Origin of the sequence: Streptomyces sp. BK239 (genome assembly GCF_004217285.1) — a bacterium.
GTDB lineage: Bacteria > Actinomycetota > Actinomycetes > Streptomycetales > Streptomycetaceae > Streptomyces.
This window is the reverse complement of record NZ_SHKS01000001.1, coordinates 594,728-610,459: the sequence shown is the minus strand read 5'-3', so window position 1 is coordinate 610,459 and position 15,732 is coordinate 594,728. Positions and strand designations below refer to the sequence as shown.

General features: G+C 70.2%; 11 protein-coding genes and 2 pseudogenes. 5 read left to right on the top strand and 8 right to left on the bottom strand.

From position 1 onward, the window contains the following. Positions 1 to 4 precede the first annotated feature (4 nt). From EV567_RS02675 to EV567_RS02655, 5 genes and pseudogenes are all read right to left on the bottom strand, one after another. Positions 5 to 3,709, bottom strand: coding sequence for a LamG domain-containing protein (locus EV567_RS02675; protein WP_242620656.1), 3,705 nt, complete (start codon positions 3,707 to 3,709; stop codon positions 5 to 7). A gap of 429 nt (positions 3,710 to 4,138) precedes the next feature. Next, positions 4,139 to 4,546, bottom strand: a pseudogene (locus EV567_RS02670) (MarR family winged helix-turn-helix transcriptional regulator); the annotation flags it as partial. Between the two features lie 62 nt (positions 4,547 to 4,608). Beyond that, positions 4,609 to 5,831, bottom strand: a pseudogene (locus EV567_RS02665) (RNA-guided endonuclease InsQ/TnpB family protein). 364 nt (positions 5,832 to 6,195) lie between these two features. Continuing rightward, positions 6,196 to 7,869 (bottom strand): MFS transporter, encoded by a 1,674-nt coding sequence (locus EV567_RS02660; RefSeq protein ID WP_130436921.1) that lies wholly within the window; start codon positions 7,867 to 7,869, stop codon positions 6,196 to 6,198. 385 nt (positions 7,870 to 8,254) lie between these two features. Further along, complete coding sequence (locus EV567_RS02655) at positions 8,255 to 8,875, bottom strand: TetR/AcrR family transcriptional regulator (RefSeq protein WP_130436920.1); 621 nt, start codon at positions 8,873 to 8,875, stop codon at positions 8,255 to 8,257. Between the two features lie 344 nt (positions 8,876 to 9,219). Here EV567_RS02655 and EV567_RS02650 point away from each other — a divergent pair, with 344 nt between their 5' ends. The 5 genes from EV567_RS02650 to EV567_RS02630 all read left to right on the top strand — a co-directional run bounded on the left by EV567_RS02650 (position 9,220) and on the right by EV567_RS02630 (position 13,992). Then, positions 9,220 to 10,299: a glycoside hydrolase family 5 protein gene (locus EV567_RS02650; RefSeq protein ID WP_130436919.1), complete on the top strand. Its 1,080-nt coding sequence runs from the start codon at positions 9,220 to 9,222 to the stop codon at positions 10,297 to 10,299. A gap of 155 nt (positions 10,300 to 10,454) precedes the next feature. Then, the gene (locus EV567_RS02645; RefSeq protein ID WP_130436918.1) at positions 10,455 to 10,742 is read left to right on the top strand and encodes a DUF4190 domain-containing protein; all 288 of its coding nucleotides are present in this window, start codon (positions 10,455 to 10,457) and stop codon (positions 10,740 to 10,742) included. Positions 10,743 to 10,835: 93 nt separating this feature from the next. After that, a complete protein-coding gene (locus tag EV567_RS02640) occupies positions 10,836 to 12,644 on the top strand; it encodes a serine/threonine-protein kinase (RefSeq protein ID WP_242620654.1) in 1,809 nt (602 codons plus the stop codon). Positions 12,645 to 12,759: 115 nt separating this feature from the next. Further along, a complete protein-coding gene (locus EV567_RS02635; protein WP_130436917.1) occupies positions 12,760 to 13,002 on the top strand; it encodes a DUF6411 family protein in 243 nt (80 codons plus the stop codon). A gap of 24 nt (positions 13,003 to 13,026) precedes the next feature. Then, positions 13,027 to 13,992 carry a YihY/virulence factor BrkB family protein gene (locus EV567_RS02630; protein ID WP_130436916.1) on the top strand — a complete coding sequence of 322 codons (966 nt, stop codon included), beginning with the start codon at positions 13,027 to 13,029 and terminating at the stop codon, positions 13,990 to 13,992. Positions 13,993 to 14,052: 60 nt separating this feature from the next. Here EV567_RS02630 and EV567_RS02625 read toward each other — a convergent pair whose 3' ends face one another. The 3 genes from EV567_RS02625 to EV567_RS02615 all read right to left on the bottom strand — a co-directional run bounded on the left by EV567_RS02625 (position 14,053) and on the right by EV567_RS02615 (position 15,728). Beyond that, complete coding sequence (locus EV567_RS02625) at positions 14,053 to 14,412, bottom strand: hypothetical protein (protein ID WP_130436915.1); 360 nt, start codon at positions 14,410 to 14,412, stop codon at positions 14,053 to 14,055. Between the two features lie 99 nt (positions 14,413 to 14,511). Continuing rightward, positions 14,512 to 15,057: a hypothetical protein gene (locus EV567_RS02620; RefSeq protein ID WP_207228656.1), complete on the bottom strand. Its 546-nt coding sequence runs from the start codon at positions 15,055 to 15,057 to the stop codon at positions 14,512 to 14,514. A gap of 281 nt (positions 15,058 to 15,338) precedes the next feature. Next, the gene (locus EV567_RS02615; protein WP_130436913.1) at positions 15,339 to 15,728 is read right to left on the bottom strand and encodes a VOC family protein; all 390 of its coding nucleotides are present in this window, start codon (positions 15,726 to 15,728) and stop codon (positions 15,339 to 15,341) included. Positions 15,729 to 15,732 lie beyond the last annotated feature (4 nt).

Below are 15,732 nucleotides of genomic sequence, written 5' to 3'. Positions count from 1 at the left end.
GGCATCAGCCGTTCGAAGCAGGGGTCTCGATCTGGGCGACTTGATCGGCGGACATCGCGCCCGCCCAGACCCTCACTTCTCGAACCGCGCCCGGCAGATAGTGACCGGTGGTGCCGGCGGCTGCGCCGCGGCCGACCGCCATGTCGCCGCTGCCCTGGCTGTACGCGGAGAAGCCGGGCGTGGCACCTTCGGAATCCTGGTCGGTGGCGCTCAGGAAGAGATGCAGCTTTCCGAACTCACCCGAGTCCGTGCGCTCGGCCGCATCGAACACCCCGGTGACGTGAACCCAGTCGTCCAATTCCGCGGTTTCCACGCTTTCCACCGTTGCGGAGGCGATGACCTTGCCGGTGGCGTCCACAGCCGTACGGCCGAAGCGCCACACGAACCTGTCGGGTGCCAGCTTCTCCGCCCACAGCGCCCACGAAGACTCTTGGCCTACGGGAGTGGCTTGGCCGATGACCTGCGCACGGTAACCGTTCGGCTTGTTCGCGAGTTTGACGCTGTCGAGCTTGACCCGCACATTGACCGTGAAGGAGGCGGATTCATCGGCGACCGGCCCCGGCGTGCTGAGGTAGCCGGAGGCGCCGTTCAGCGTGACGACGCCCTCGGCGTCCGCGGTGGCGTTGTTGGCCTTGAGGTTGCCGACGGGGTAGGGCGTCAGCTGGGGCACGGCACCGGAGGCAGAGCCGGCTTTCCAGTGCCCCACCAGTTCCGCGGCGGACACGTTGTCGGTCAGCAGGGCGCTTTCGTCACGCAACTCCTCCTGGGTCAGCGCGCGCTGCCACACCTTGGTCTCGTCGACACGCCCCGTGAAGTACTGCGTGTAGGCACTGCCGACCCGTGCCCGCCCGATCTGCATGTCACCGGTGGCCGACCACGGCTGGTAGGTGGATGAGGCGGCCTTGAGGTTCACCGGGGCACCCTGGGGGCGTCCGTTGACGAACAGCTGCAGGGTGTCGTCCGCGTCGGCTGTCCGGCCGTCTGAACAGGGGGCTTGGGTGCAACCGCCGGTGCTGAAGACGCCGGCCAGATGGGTCCACACGTTCTTCGGCGGGCCGGCGTGGTCAGCCACGGACCGGATGGCGACCAGGCCGGTGGTGCCGTCGTGGTTCGTCCGGTTGAGCACCCACTTCCTGTCGCCGGACGAGTAGTACAGGGTGAATGCGACACCGTTGTTGCCCGGTCCGGCCAGCACGGCTTTCGTCGAGGAGTCGTCGGTGAGCAGCACCCACGTCGACACCGTGAATGAGTGAGCGGTGTCGACCGGCATCGGCGTGGTCGCGTAGCCGGTGCGCTTCGCGGGGTCAGTGACGTGGTCGTTCAGCCGCAGGGAGTAGTCCCCCACCCCGCGACGTCCCTGATCAGCGGCGAACACTGCGGCTGCGGCTGCCTGAGGGTAAAGCGTGACAGGCTGCCGGGCGCCGTCGGTGTTGGCGTTGGCCGCGGTGGTTCCCGTTCCCTCGGAAAACCTCCACTCACCAGTGGGGCCTGCGGGCAGAGCCACCATGAACTCGTACTCGGCCGGGGCGCCCCACCGCTGACGCACATCGCGTGCCTCGACCACAAGGATGACCTTGCCCCCTCGAGTGGGAGCGACTTCGATCACCCTCTCGGCGACGGGCTGGGACGGCGGTGTCTCCTGGACGGTACGGGGGTCCTGGAGGTACCAGCGATATCCCTGAATGTCCTTGTCGGTGGCATTCGGCTTCAATTTGAACCTGCCCGCCACACCCGGCCCTCCGGTCCCGAGACAGGAGGCCGAGGCAGTGCACGTGTACGGGTTGCCGGGCTCCAAGACGATCTGCGGCGCCTTCGGAGCGGTGGTGTCCATCTTGAAGTAGCACCACGTCGAGTAGGCCGAGGACGCACTCGACGTCACGCCGGCGTACGTCCAGTGCGACTGGGTCAACCCGCGCAGGCGGTACAGAGTCCCGTCCTGCCGGGAGGAGATCCGCACCTTCTCCAGCGTGTTGTCCACGTGGTAGCCGCTCGACGGCGAAGTCGCGGACCAGGACGCGGTCCACTTCCCGTCAGCGCCCTTCTTCTCGACGGCCAGGTACGCGCGCAGCGCACCCTGGTACTCGCCGGACGCGGGCTGCACCTGCGTCTGCACCGCGGCCTGCACGACGGGGTCGGCACGGGTGACGATCGTGGGCTTGGACTCGGGCTCGCAGTAGGCCCTCGTGCCGTCGCCGGGAATCACACCCACCTGGGTGGGGACGCCGGGCTTGGGAACATACTGGATCTGCAACTCGGCGTTGTGGTTGAACCGCTTCCAGGCCCGCGGGTCACTCTCGTCCTTCGCCCGCAGCATCAAAGTGAGCCGGGCGATTCTGCCGTCCGCGGCTGCCTGCACCGCGGGGGTGAGGTTCTCGTCCGGCTCGGCCGGATTGTCGTTGAACTCCACCCACGAATCCGGCTGGGAGGGGCTGCACAGATCGCCGCGCCCGGCGGAAACGTACCGGTCTCCCATCCAGTCCCGCTGTGCCGGCCCCGGCCAGCGGGTCGCCTCGGAGATGTTGTCGGTGCGGACCAGATCGATCCAGTGCGGATCACAGTTGAACGACCACGTCTCGCGCGCACGGAAGGTGGCGTCCAGGACCTTCTTGCCCGCCAGTTTCGTCGGCGCGAACTCGTAATACATGCGGTTGGTGTAGCCGTTGCCGCACACATAACCGTCGGCGCTGCCGCAGTAGCCGAGACCGTAGTCTCCGGTGAACTGCCAGAACCGGTCACCGTCGGAGGACAGCACCGTGCGCTCGGAGTAGCCCAGGCCCATGGGCGGGTCGATGTAAACCGGGTAAACCGTGTCCTTACCGCGCAGCAGTCCCACGTCGGGAGTGATCGCGACCGTGCCGTCGCCTACCTGGACCGGAAGATTCTCTCTTGCGTCGCCTTTGGAGGGGGCAGCCGCCTCGTCCGAAGGCTGCCCCTCGTCGGCCGCAGCTTTCGTGGCGCCCGACTTGGAGGGTGCCCGTTGTGTGGTTCTTGCGGATGTCGCCTGCGAGGCGGCCGACGCAGAGCCGGCAGAGTCCCACATCAAGCCGGCGGGGCCTTTGAAGACAGTGTTGCCGTTCCCGTCCAAAGCACTGATGCCGCCCCCGACACCCGGCACCACGCGCAGACCCTCGGCGCGCACATCAAGCTTGATCTGCGCCAACTCGGGATTCGCAGCCGCCTCCGCGCTCTTGACGACCAGAACCTCGCGATAACCCTCAGCAGTGGCGGTAAGGCGCAAGTCCACGCCTTCATAGACCTCGGGGTACGTCGCCGTGTCCCCCGACAGGGTCGGCACGGGCAGAGACGTCGGCCAGTCGAAAGTGAGCGAACCGTTCCTGCCGCCCAAGTGGATCAGACCGTCGCCCTTGCCCCCGCCGGCGAACCGTAAATCCACAACGGCCGACTTCGGGCCGAAGCTGCCGTCCGTACGACGCTCCAGAGTGGCGTCAACAGCATGCCAGTTGCCATCAGACCCCCTGGCGCGTTGCGGAGCAGTCGTCTGCGTCAACGTGAACGTGCCGTCCGGGTTCGCCATCGTCGTCGTGTACTCGGTGCGCTCCCCGGTCACCTCGACCGGCGCACCGGATGCACGCGCTTCGGTCGTGGCCGAGGTGAGATCCCCCGCACCCGAATTCCCAGACGCCGGAACCGCTGCGGCCTCCGCTGCTGAAAGGGCGGGCAACAACGACAGGATGAGAGAAGCCGCCACACCCCCCAGAAGCGCCGCACGATGTCTTCGCCTTGTCGATGCAGGCACAGCAGTGCCTTTCTCCGCCGCCACGGAGTCCCCCCTGTATAGGTCTTGTAAAGACGGCGGAAAGTAAAGGCCTTGCCATCACGCTGCGTCAACGACTTGTGACGCGTGACACATGGACTGTGCTCAATATGGCCTGACCTGCACAGTCGGATGCGTCACGCGTGGCCTGAATCAGCGCATAGCCCTGCCGTGGAGCAGAATGCCAGCCGGTGTAGGCAATTCTGCGCGCAGTCAGTGGCCCGCCCCAAAGGGGCAAGCCCTTCTTCGCCTAGGTTCAGTCTCCTCGGTAAGCGTCGTACCCAATGAGGATGGCGGCGAGGCCTCCTCGGGGAGGTCCCGCCAGGGCGAGTTAGTGCGGTACTTCCACGAGAGAGACACCCTCTAGTGGTGCCAAGCCCGGCCGCCCGTGTTGTGGATGAACCGCTGCAACACCTTGAGGGTGATCAAATACTCCTCGTCGGAGACACCCGCGTGCCGTTCCGCCCAGAGCTCGCGCTGCAGGGCCGCGGCCTTGTCGTAGAACGCCCTGCCCTCGGCCGTGAGGCCCAGGCGCCCCTCGGCGTCCTCGGTGATCCAGCCCTGGGCGATGATCGTGTCGATCTCCGACTCCATGGTTTCCGAGCCGACGTCGAGGTAGTTCCGAAGGAGCCGGGACACTTCGTCACGGGTCTTCACGGTGTCGGCGCCCGCCAATTGGGCGAGAACCCACCACTGCGGTTGGGTGGTCCCGATCCCGGCGAGGGCGGCCCGGGCACGGGTGACGACGGCCTTGTAGGCCGCCCAACTCCATTGACATGCTCCTCGCCCTGAAGGGCGAGGATTCCGGCCTTCTCTACCGGTCTGCTGTGCCGCTACGCGACACGGTTTCCGGTCGGGAATCCGTGGCTTCCTGTTTCTTCGCGCTGTGCCGGGACTGCTCCTGGTCTTACCGGCGCTCCGCAGGCCGATACCGCCAGTCCGGCGGCCGTCTTCACGTTGATCGCGGCGTTGGTGTCCCGGTCGTGGACGGTGCCGCAGGCGGTACAGGTCCATTCCCGCACGTTCAGGGGTTGGGTCCGTCCTTGACGCCGCAGGTGGAGCAGGTCTGAGATGTCGGTGTGAACCGGCCGATCCTGACCAGGGTGCGGCCGTACCGTTCCGCTTTGTACTCCAGCATGCTGACGAACAACGCCCATCCGGCATCATGCACGGACTTGGCCAGCTTCGTGCGGGCCAGTCCCGCAACCGACAGGTCCTCCACGGCGATCCCTTGGTTCTCGCAGATCAGTCTCGTGGAGAGCTGGTGGTGGAACTCACGGCGTGCGTCAGCAACTCCGGCGTGGGCGCGGGCGACCTGGAGGCGGGCCTTGGCGCGGTTCTTTGATCCCTTCTGCTTGCGGGACAGTTCCTTCTGGGCCTTCTTCAGTTTCTTCTCCGCGCGGCGGAGGAAGCGCGGGGAGTCGATCTTCGTGCCGTCGGAGAGGACCGCGAAGTGAGTGAGGCCGAGATCGATGCCGATGGTGCGGTCGGTCTCTGGCATCCGCGCCTGGTCGGCGGCGGGGTCGGTGTCGATGACGAAGGAGGCGAAGTACCTGCCGGCCGCGTCCTTGATGACGGTGACGGAGGTGGGGACGGCGGGCAGGGTGCGGGACCACTTCACCTTCACCGCGCCGATCTTCGGCAGGTTCAGCCGGCCACTGTCGGTGATGTTCCAACGGGCGTTGGCGGTGAAACGGATCGACTGACGCGTGTCCTTACGGGACTTGAACCGTGGCGCTCCCACCCTCGGTCCCTTACGGGTGCCCTTGAGGGAGGCGAAGAAGTTGCGGTACGCCTTCTCGGCGTCCCGCAGGGACTGCTGGAGCACCACCGCGGAGACCTCACCCAGCCAGGACCGCTCCTTCGTCTGCTTCGCCTCGGTGATCAGCTTCCGGGACAGCTGACCGGCCGTCGGGAACGGCTGCTCGGCCTTCCGGGCGTCTTCACGGGCACGCACGGCGTCGTTGAACACGACACGCGCGCACCCGAACGCCCTGGCCAGCGCGGCCTGCTGAGCGGCGTCGGGGTACAACCTGAAGGCGTACCGGAGCTGCATGACGATCACCCTAGAAAGCTCGAACCCCCACTGTCATCGGGAACATATGCGCGATGTCACCTGCCGTGCACTGCCCGGCTCCGCCGGCACAACACCGCGACGCTCCGCGTCGCCACGACGAGATTCGCTTCACCCCCGGCCTGAAGGCCGGAGCACTGCGAATGAATCCCGGTAGCCGATGGGCTGCTTGATCAGGTCGTTGTCGCTGTGCGAGTACTCCATGGCCGGAATCCCTGTCGTTGGTCGGAGTCGGTTCGACAAGATCGACCGTAGGAACTCAACTGGACTTGAGGTCAAGGGCGATCCGGCCAACTCATGGACCAGATCGCCCAGTTGCTGTTCGCTCAAACCATCGGTGGTGGTCCTAGCGCCGACGCGTCGGTCCGGCCGGGCTCGCCTCGGCCTCGTTCGCCTCGGCCTCGTGATCCACGGTCTCAGCGGCGGCCTCGCCGGTGGTTTCACCCGCGTCCGGCGCCGGGCGATCCGCGACCGTTGCGCGGCGGCCGGGCAGTACGGCCAGGACGATCAGGGTGCCGGCGGCCATGATGACGCCGCCGATCAGGCTGGTCTGGGCGACGCCGTGGGCGAAGGCCTGGTGGACGGCGTCCGCGAGGGCCTGGGCCTGGCGGGGGCCGCCGGACGGATCCTGGGCGATCCGCTGGGCGACCGCGAGGCCGCCGCCGACCGAGTCCTGCGCCGCCTGCATCGCCGCCGCCGGAAGCCTGCCTCCGACGAGGTCGGTCAGTTCGTCCCGGTAGGCCGTGCCGAGCAGCGAGCCGAGCACGGCGATGCCGAGCGAGCCGCCGAGTTCCAGCGCGGTGTCGTTCGCGCCGCCGCCGACGCCGAGTTCGCTCTCCGGGAAGGAGCCCATGATGGTGTCCGTCGCCGGGGACACGCTCAGCCCGATGGCGAAGCCCAGCAGCAGCATCGGCGCCAGGAAGTCGGTGTACGCGGAGCCCGTGTCGATCCGGGTGAGGAGCAGAACACCGGCGGTGCCGACGACCATGCCGGAGCCGACCATCGCCTTCACGCCCAGCCTCGGCGTCAGCCGCCCGGTGGCGGCGGCTCCGGCGAAGACGGCGCCGGCCAGCGGCAGCAGCCGGACCCCGGTCTCCAGGGCGTCGTAGCCGAGGACGAACTGCAGGAACTGCGTCGAGTAGTAGATCGCCCCGAAGGTGCCGAAGAAGAAGAACAGCACGGCGAGCATGGAGCCGCTGAAGGGGCGCTGTGCGAACCTGCGCACGTCCAGCATGGGCCGCGGGTGACGCAACTCCCAGGCCACGAAGGCCGCGAGACCCACGCCGGCGACGACCGCGGCGGTGACCGGGCCGACGCCCCAGCCGAAGTGTGGGCCCTCGATGGTCGCGTAGACGAGGGAGCCGACGGAGACGATGGACAGCAGGCCGCCGACGTAGTCGATACGGCCCATGCCGGCCGCCTTGGACGGCGGGACCAGCGTCAGCGCGCCCAGCACGGCGACGACGGCGATCGGTACGTTGATCAGGAAGGTCGAGCCCCAGGCGTGGTCCTTCAGCAGCCAGCCGGCGACGAGCGGTCCCACGGCGATGGCGAGACCGGAGGTCGCCGTCCAGGCGGTGATGGCCCTGGCCCGCTCCTCGCGGGGGAAGATCGCCACGAGCAGGGACAGCGTCGCCGGCATCACCACGGCCGCGCCGACGCCCATGACGGCGCGGGCCGCTATGACCAGCTCCGTGCGGTCCACCAGGCTGCCCATGACCGACCCGCCGGCGAACAGCACGAGCCCCGTGACCAGCGCGCCCCGGCGGCTGTACTTGTCGCCGATCGCCCCCAGCACCAGCATCAGCGCGGCGTACGGGACGGTGTAGCCGTCGATGACCCACTGCAGGTCACTGCTGCTCAGCCCCAGGTCGGCGGTCATCGCGGGGGCGGCCACGATCAGCGAGGTGTTCGCCATGACCACGATCAGCAGGCTCAGGCAGAGCACGAGCAGGGCCCACCAGCGGCGGGGGTACGGGCGTGTCGTCTTCTCTTCGGGTGTGCCGGCGAGGGAGGGCATGAGGTGCTCCTAGCGAACGAGTTAATTGCCCATCGGTGTGCAGCTTAGGTTCTTGCTCACTCATGTGCAAATAAGGCCGACGCGAGCTTCGAAGGCCATGACCCGTGTGCCCCACCCGGCCCCGGACACCCCACCCGACAACGGACGGCCGGGCGAACGGACGGTGACAACGGGAGGCCCCAACACTGCGCCGTGCGGGCGGAGATGGGAGAAGGGGAGGTGGAGACGGATGCCCGGTGGGGAGTGATGGACACCTGGGGGGAGAGAGGAGGCGTGCGCCTGTGGGTGGGGAAGGTGAACGCCTCAGGGGGCACGCCTAGGCGTCAAGGCCTCGCCCGAGCAGGGCGCCCCGGCGTCACGTCAACCGGCAGCGCCCTCCCTCGTGCTACGCGGAGACGACCTCCGCCACCACCCTCGCCGCCCGCTCCTCCGGCACTCCCGCCGCCACCAGCGTCGCCACCGCGAGGCGGGTGCCGTCGTCCTCCCAGGCGCCCGTGTTGACCTGCTCCAGCAGGGCGACGCTCATCGCCTCCAGGCCCGCGCTCAGCACGGGCGCCGGGAGGTGCGCCGGGAAGACGCCGTCCCGCTGGCCGCGCTCCAGGACGGCGGTGACCTCGTCGCGGGCCACCGCGAGGATCTCCGCCACCCGCTCCGCGCCCAGGTCACGCCGGGCGAGCGCCAGAAGCATCCGGTAGCGGTCGCCCACCGGCCAGATCGAGAACGTGAAGTACGCCAGCGCCCGGTCGGCGGGCTCGTCCGGCCGTGACGCCGCCGCCACCGTGCTCCGCAGGGTCTCGGCGGCCTCCTCCGCGAGCGCCTCCAGCAGCGCGGCCCGCCCGGGGAAGTGCCCGAAGAGCGTCCGCCGTACGACGCCGGCGGCCTTGGCCAGTTCCTCCAGGGTGACGTCCGGATCGCGGCCGAGCTCCCGGCGGGCGGTGGCGAGGATGCGCGCCCGGTTGGACCGCGCGTTGCTCCGCAACGGCTCGCGGGCCACGGACTTCGACACGAGAAACCCCGGGTGGATCGGTGGATCGACAGATCGGCGGGACCATTCTGGCACTCCCCGGCCGGACACTCCCGGGGCGGATGTTACGCGCGGGAAACCTTGACGATCACCCGGACGGGTGCCACGATTCCGGCGCCGCGATGTTTACGTAAACATCCGGCCCTCGCATCGCAATGTTCACGTAAACATGCCGGATCTGTCCGCTCCCCCACGGCCACCTTCCCCACCCCGTGCCCCCTCGGTTTCCGATCCCCCTCCCCCCACCTCCTCGGTTCCCGATCCGACCCCCTCCCCTCCCCCCAGTCCCCCCAGCTCCCAGCCCCAGCTCCCGGAAGGCCCAGCTGATGCGCACTCCCCCCGCGGTTCGTCCCACCCCCGCCACCCCCTCCCGCGCGCCGCGTACGAGAGCCGCCCTCGTCGCCGTCGCCCTGGCCGCGGTCGGCGGCAGCATGCTCGCCGGCGCGCCCGCCTCCGCCGCCGCCCGGCCCGCCCAGGACACCACCCAGTTCAAGGGCGTCAACTGGGCCGACCCCCGGGACAACTTCGCCGACGACCTCCTCCAGCTCTCCGGCCTGTCGACGACCGACACCTACCGTCAGACCTACGCCAAGGCGACCCGCGTCATCGCCGCGTTCCGCGCCAACCTGGGCGCCAACACCGTGCGGCTGCCGATCAACCCGTACACGGTGAACGGCGCGTACTGGAAGTCGTACCGCGGTGTCATCGACGCGGCGTCCGACCAGGGCTTCAAGGTGATCGTGTCCTACTGGGAGGGCACCGGTCCGCGCAAGGACGGCTTCATCGACGACGAGGCGGCCTACTGGCCGATGTGGAAGACCGTCGTCAAGGAGTACAAGGACGACAAGCGCGTCTACTTCGAGCCGATGAACGAGCCGCACGGCTACACGGACGCCCAGTGGGCGGACATCGCCGCGAAGTGGCTCGACACCTACAAGTCCGTGCCGCGCAACCGGGTGTTCGTCAGCGGCGCCGGCTACAACGACCACGTCACCACCGTCTGCGCCGATCCGCGCCTCAAGGGCACCTACCTGTCGCTGCACCACTACGGCTTCTGGAAGGACTACGCCACCTACGACCAGTGGGTGGCCGACCTCAAGGTGCGCATCGGCGACTGCGCGAACCGCACGGTCGCGGACGAGTTCGGGGCCCCGATGACCACCGGCCTGAACTACGACAAGGCCACCCCGGACGACAACTACGTCAACTTCATCCAGGCCGTCACCGACACCTTCCGCGAGCTGAAGATGGGCTCCGTCTACTGGCCGGGCCTGCGCACCGACGACATCTACTCGATCCAGAAGCTGGTCGGCCCCCCGTCGCGCCCCTGGCTGGAGACGACCAACCAGTCCGGCGCCGACCGGCTCGCCTGGGCGTGGGGAGGCGGCAAGCCCGTCGGCAAGTAGCGGCACCCGCGCTCCCGGAGGGCGCACTCGACCAAAGCGCTTGATCTGACGGTGCGTTGACATGGCCCGGCACCAAAGGGGCATTCGGAGTGTCAGCGAAAGGCAAGTACAGCGCGGCCCGTTCGGGCCGCGCCACCGTCAATCGGGAGTATGCAATGTCGAGTTACGGAAGTTCCTCCACCGCGTCCTCCGGTTCGCGCACCAACGGCATGGCGATCGCGAGCCTGTGCTGCGGCATCGTCGGCCTGTTCCTCCTCAACATCGTCCTGGGCCCGCTGGCCATCGTCTTCGGCTCGGTCGCCATGCGGCAGGCCGGCACGCGCAACGGCGCCGGGATGGCGAAGGCCGGCATCGTCCTGGGTGTCGTCGACGTGGTCCTCTGGCTGGTGCTGCTGGCCGTCGCCGCCAGCAACGGCGGATTCAGCTGGTACGTGGGCGGCTGACGCCGGTGCCGGTGCTGGGATAGCCTCGTCTCCTTCAGGGCGAACTGGTGTACTGGCGAACTGGCGCAAGGCGCACATCACTTCGGGGGTTCCGTGTCAGAACGACGGTCGGCGCCGCCGGAACCGGCGACGGTCGAGGCCGTCGCCCTGCGAGAGACCGGCGCCTCCCCCCTGCGCGTCGGTGACCCCGCCGAGGTGGGCCCCTTCGTCCCGCTGGCCCTGCTCGGCAGCGGCGGCATGGGACGGGTCTATCTGGCCCGTCCCCTGGACGACAGCCCCGGTCTGGTGGCCGTGAAGGTGATCAGGCCGGAGTACGCCGAGGACGTCAGGTTCCGGCGCCGGTTCGAGCGCGAGGCCTCGGTGCACGCACGGCTGCGCACCCCGCACACGCCGAGGCTGTGCGGCACGGGTTTCCGCGACGAACTGCTGTGGATGGCCACCGAGTACGTCCCTGGACCCGACCTCACGGATGTCGTGCGCGAGCACGGCGCCCTCGCCCCGGCGACGGTCTGGCGGCTGACCGCCGAGCTGGGGCGCGCGCTCGCCGACCTCGCCGCCGCCGGGATCGTGCACCGGGATCTGAAACCGTCCAACGTGCTGCTGTCCGTCCGCGGCGCGCATGTGATCGACTTCGGCATCTCCAAGGCCGTGGACGCGAGTTCGATCACCGGCACGGGCATCCGGGTGGGCACCCCCGCCTACATGTCCCCGGAACATCTCAGGACGGGCCGGTCGGACACCGCGTCGGACGTGTTCTCCCTCGCAGGGACCCTGGTCTACGCGGCGGCCGGGCACGCCCCGTTCGGCGACGGCACGGGCGTCGACGTGATGCACCGGGTGGCGTTCGAGGAGCCGGACCCGGAGCTGATCGGCGCCATCGCCTCGGCGGACGCGGCGCTCGGCGCGCTGCTGACCGCGTGCCTGGCCAAGGAGCCCGAGCGGCGCCCCACTCCGCGGCAACTGGTCGAGGCGGCCGCGGCGCACACCGGTGCGCCGGACTGGCCCGAGCCGCTGGCCGGCCGGGTGCTCGCCCGGCAGCGTGCCTACGAGACGCTGCACCGCCTCGCCGCCGAGCGACGGACCGGCCTCCACCGGACGGCTCCCGCCACCGCCGCCGCGACGGTGACGCCGGCGAGCACACCGGCCGTACCGGAGGACCGGGAAGCCGCGCGGCAGGACGCACCGCGGGCGCAGACGCCCGCTGCGCCCGCGCCCCGCTTACGCCCGGCGGGCGCCCCCGCCTGGACACGGCGGAAGCCGTTACTGGCCACGGCCGTCGGCGTCACGCTGTGCGTCGTGGCCACCGGAGCCTTCGTCCTCACCCGCCAGGACGCCTCCACCACCGCCCATCGCCCGGGATCGGTCCCGTCCGCCTCCTCACGCTCCTCCGGCTCCTCCGGGACCGTCGTCGACGAGGCCCCCTCCTCTCCGGGGGCCGTTCCGTCGCCCGGGGTGTCCGCCGAGGGCGCGGCCCGCCGGGACACGGGCGCCCCCGCAGGGCCCGGCGCCGCGCCGCCCGTGGGTTCCGCCCCCGCCGGCGGCGACCGCCCCGCGGACCCCTCCGCTCCTGGCGGCCGGCCGGGCGCTTCCGCCGAGCCGAGCGGCTCCGCCGAGCCCTCTCCGAGCAGCACCGCCCCCGGGCCGACGGCCCCGCCCTGGATCTCCGACTGCACCCACTACGCGGGCAAGAAGCGCACCGGCCCGGGGGACAGCGGCAAACGCGTGGTCCAGGTGCAGTGCATGCTCATCCGGCGCGGCTACGACGTCGGCGGCGACGGTGCGGACGGCGTCTTCGGCCCCGGCACGGAGAGCGCGGTGCGCGGCTTCCAGGGCGACCGGGGACTCAAGGCCGACGGCGTCGTGGGCCGCGAGACCTGGGGCGCGCTCCGCGACACGGTGTGACGTCGACGGGAACAGACCCCGGCTTCTTCCAGGGCGGTCGGAGTCCTTAGGTGCGAGGAGACGGGGCACACGTGTCGGTGACCGTGGAATCCCCCTCGTACGAAGGAGCCGACTCATGGTGGTCGCCGTCGTCATCGGCGTCTGTGTGGTCCTGGCCGTGCTGGCCTTCCTCGTCCCGCGCCTGTCGCGTCACCCCGAGCGCGGCACACAGCGCTCCCTCGGCGTCGGCGCGCGCGCCGGCGGCAAGGCGCCCGGCGTACTGGGCAAACTCTTCAGCAAGCCGTTCCACAGCAGCTCCCGCGCGGTGAGCCGCAGCGGGTCGGCCGGTCGCCGCGCGCGCGGCCACATGCCGTTCTAGGAACCGGAACCGAACGGGGGCGGTATGGGGACCGTTGTGCATGTCCCGCAGACGCGGGACATGATCGGGGAGGAACTCTCCGGCGACGAGGCGCTCACCGCCCTCCGGCGCTACGGCGGCCGCCGGCTGCTGCTGGACGCGTTCGCTCGGTTCCGTTACGCCGACGGCTTCAGCAGCTCCCGCTCGCTCGCGTTCCAAGTGGTCCTGGGCATGGTGCCGTTCACCATCGCGCTGGTCGGCGTGGCCACCGCCGCGCACACCGAGAGCGTGGGCCGGATCGTCGAACTCACCCTCGGCCGGATCGTCCCGGGCGCGAGCTCCCGGCTGGTCGAGGAGGCGCTCGGCGCCGCCGAGCACAGCGCCGGCTCGGGCGTCGGCAGCGCCGTCGCGATGTGGCTGGGGCTGGGCTTCGCCCTGCTGAACCTGGCCTCGGCGATGGGGCAGGTGGAGCGGGGCGCCAACCGTATCTACGGCATCGAGCGCGACCGTCCGTTCCTCGCCAAGTACGGCCGGTCACTGCTGCTTTCACTGGCCGCGGGCATGCCGACGGTCGCCGGTTTCCTGCTCCTCGTCGCGGGGGGCGCCGTCGGGAACGCGGTCGTCGAGGCCCTGAGGCTGTCGCGGTCCCACCTCGACTGGTGGGGTGCGCTGAGGGTCCCGCTCGGTGTGCTGCTCGCCTGGGTCGGCTCCGCGGTGATCTTCCGCTGGGCCCCGCGCCGGGACCAACCCGGTTACACCTGGCTGGCGTTCGGCTCGGCGGTGCATCTGGTGCTGTGGGTCGCGGCCACCTGGCTGCTGGCGCTGTACGTCGCGGAGAGCGGGGCGTTCGGTGCGGTGTACGGGCCACTGACGGCCTTCGTCGCGCTGATGCTGTGGGCCAACCTGACGGGTGTGGCCCTGTTCCTCGGCATCGCGTTCGCCGCCCAACTGGAGGCGGCCCGCGCCGGGATCGCCGAGGCCGTGCGTCCCGACCCGGGCCCCGGCGACTGACGGGCGTACGACGGTGCCCGTCAACTCATGTGACGGGCACCGCCGTTGGCGTCACTGTCCTCACCCGGCCGAGTCGCGTGTCTCCGTGCGATGGTCGTAGTACGCCCACGCCGTCACCGCCACCACGGCGGTCAGCCCGGCTGCCACGGCCCTCAGGGTCCCGCTGGTCGTGTAGGCGACGAGGCCGGTGAGCACCCCTCCGCCGATCATGATCACGCGGCTGACGATCCGGTGCCGCGGCGACTGCGGCTCCTCGCGGTCCTTGAGGTCGTGCAGCGCTTCGCGCGCCGGATGCCGGGAGCCGCGCCGGGCGCGCGCCCGGTAGTCCAGGCCGTAACTGATCAGCGCGTAGAGCGCGATGGCGCCCAGCCCCCAGAGCAGGCTGCCGCTGTCGTCGCTCGATCCCCGTGCCAGATTCACGAGACCTCCTCATCCGCGACCCGTCTACCCGCCCCCCGCGCGCCCAGACGTCGCGTTCCATCCCCGCACTCCGCGCCCGCACCGGCCGCGCACCCCCGCTCAGCCGCCGAGACCGCCGGGGCCTCCCATGGTCGGCTTCCCCGGACGTGGCGGGTCGGGACGGGGCGAGCCGACGGCGCTGTCCGGACGGGCGGGAGCCGCCCGGCCGAACCCTCGACGGACGGTCGCCAGCAGGGAGTCGACCTCTTCCTGCCGGCTCTTGACCACACCTTCGGCCAGCATGCCGGTCAGTGCGCCGAGGCCGGGAACACCGTGCCCCGCCACCACGTGCAGGGCGAGACTCTCCAGGTGAGGGCCCGCATAGCCCCAGGCCCTCAGCTCGTCCCGGGCGGCGGGAAGGTCTTCGTCCGGCGCCAGGGGCTCTCCGTCCTCTCGGAGCCCGCCGGGGTCGCCTTCGGGAAAGGCGAACCGCCACACGCCGGAACGCAAGCAGATGGCCAGGCGCACGCAGTCGTCGGCCAAGCGGTCGCGATCCGGTTCCTCCGCCCCCACCGTCCGGGCGTCCGCGGCGGTGGACGGAGGGAAGCCGAGGCAGCGCATGAGGCCTTCGACGGCCTCCTCGAGCCTGCCAGGCGCACGCCTCACGACGACGCGCCGCCGGCGGCTTTGCGGACGACGCCGGTCCGAGTCGACCTGCGTCGCCTCGTCGCGGCGGGCTTTGCGCACATCTCGGGCCGCACGCAGAAGTTCCAGAGCGGCGTTGTCGAGATCACGTGCGGTGCACGTGCGTCCGTTCGACACAGGCATCCCCCGGCACACCGACCGATCCGGCCTCAAGCGTGGCAGACGACCCGGGTGTTCGCCAGGGCGCCCGCCCGGACACGGAGTCGTCGTCGGCCCCGGGGCGATGCAGCCACAGGCGGCTCTCAGACCTCCGGCGGATACCAGCGCAGTTCGACGGTGTTGCCGTCCGGGTCCTGCACGTAGAGGGAGATCGCGGTGCCCCGGGCGCCGAAGCGCTGGCCGGGGCCGTCGAGCACGGTGAAGACGCCGGAGTCGATGACGTCCTGCCAGTCGAGCGGCTCGACGACCAGGCAGATGTGATCGACGTTGGAGCCCTCCGCCTGCCCGGCCGGGGTCTGGACGAGGTCGATGATCGTCGTGGGGCTCACCCGCACGGACGGGAACGGGGCTTTGCCGTCCCGCCACTCGTCCACCCGCACGGGCTCCAGGCCGAGAGGGCCGGTGTAGAAGGCGAGCGAGCGCTCGATGTCCTCGACGTTGAGGACGAGATGGTCGAAGGCGATCACGCGCATGGGG

What these genes read in the sequence shown, in the direction of transcription:
- EV567_RS02660 (WP_130436921.1), bottom strand. Translation starts at nt 7,869, where the DNA reads ATGCCCTCCCTCGCCGGCACACCCGAAGAGAAGACGACACGCCCGTAC.
- EV567_RS02650 (WP_130436919.1), top strand. Translation starts at nt 9,220, where the DNA reads ATGCGCACTCCCCCCGCGGTTCGTCCCACCCCCGCCACCCCCTCCCGC.
- EV567_RS02645 (WP_130436918.1), top strand. Translation starts at nt 10,455, where the DNA reads ATGTCGAGTTACGGAAGTTCCTCCACCGCGTCCTCCGGTTCGCGCACC.
- EV567_RS02635 (WP_130436917.1), top strand. Translation starts at nt 12,760, where the DNA reads ATGGTGGTCGCCGTCGTCATCGGCGTCTGTGTGGTCCTGGCCGTGCTG.
- EV567_RS02630 (WP_130436916.1), top strand. Translation starts at nt 13,027, where the DNA reads ATGGGGACCGTTGTGCATGTCCCGCAGACGCGGGACATGATCGGGGAG.
- EV567_RS02615 (WP_130436913.1), bottom strand. Translation starts at nt 15,728, where the DNA reads ATGCGCGTGATCGCCTTCGACCATCTCGTCCTCAACGTCGAGGACATC.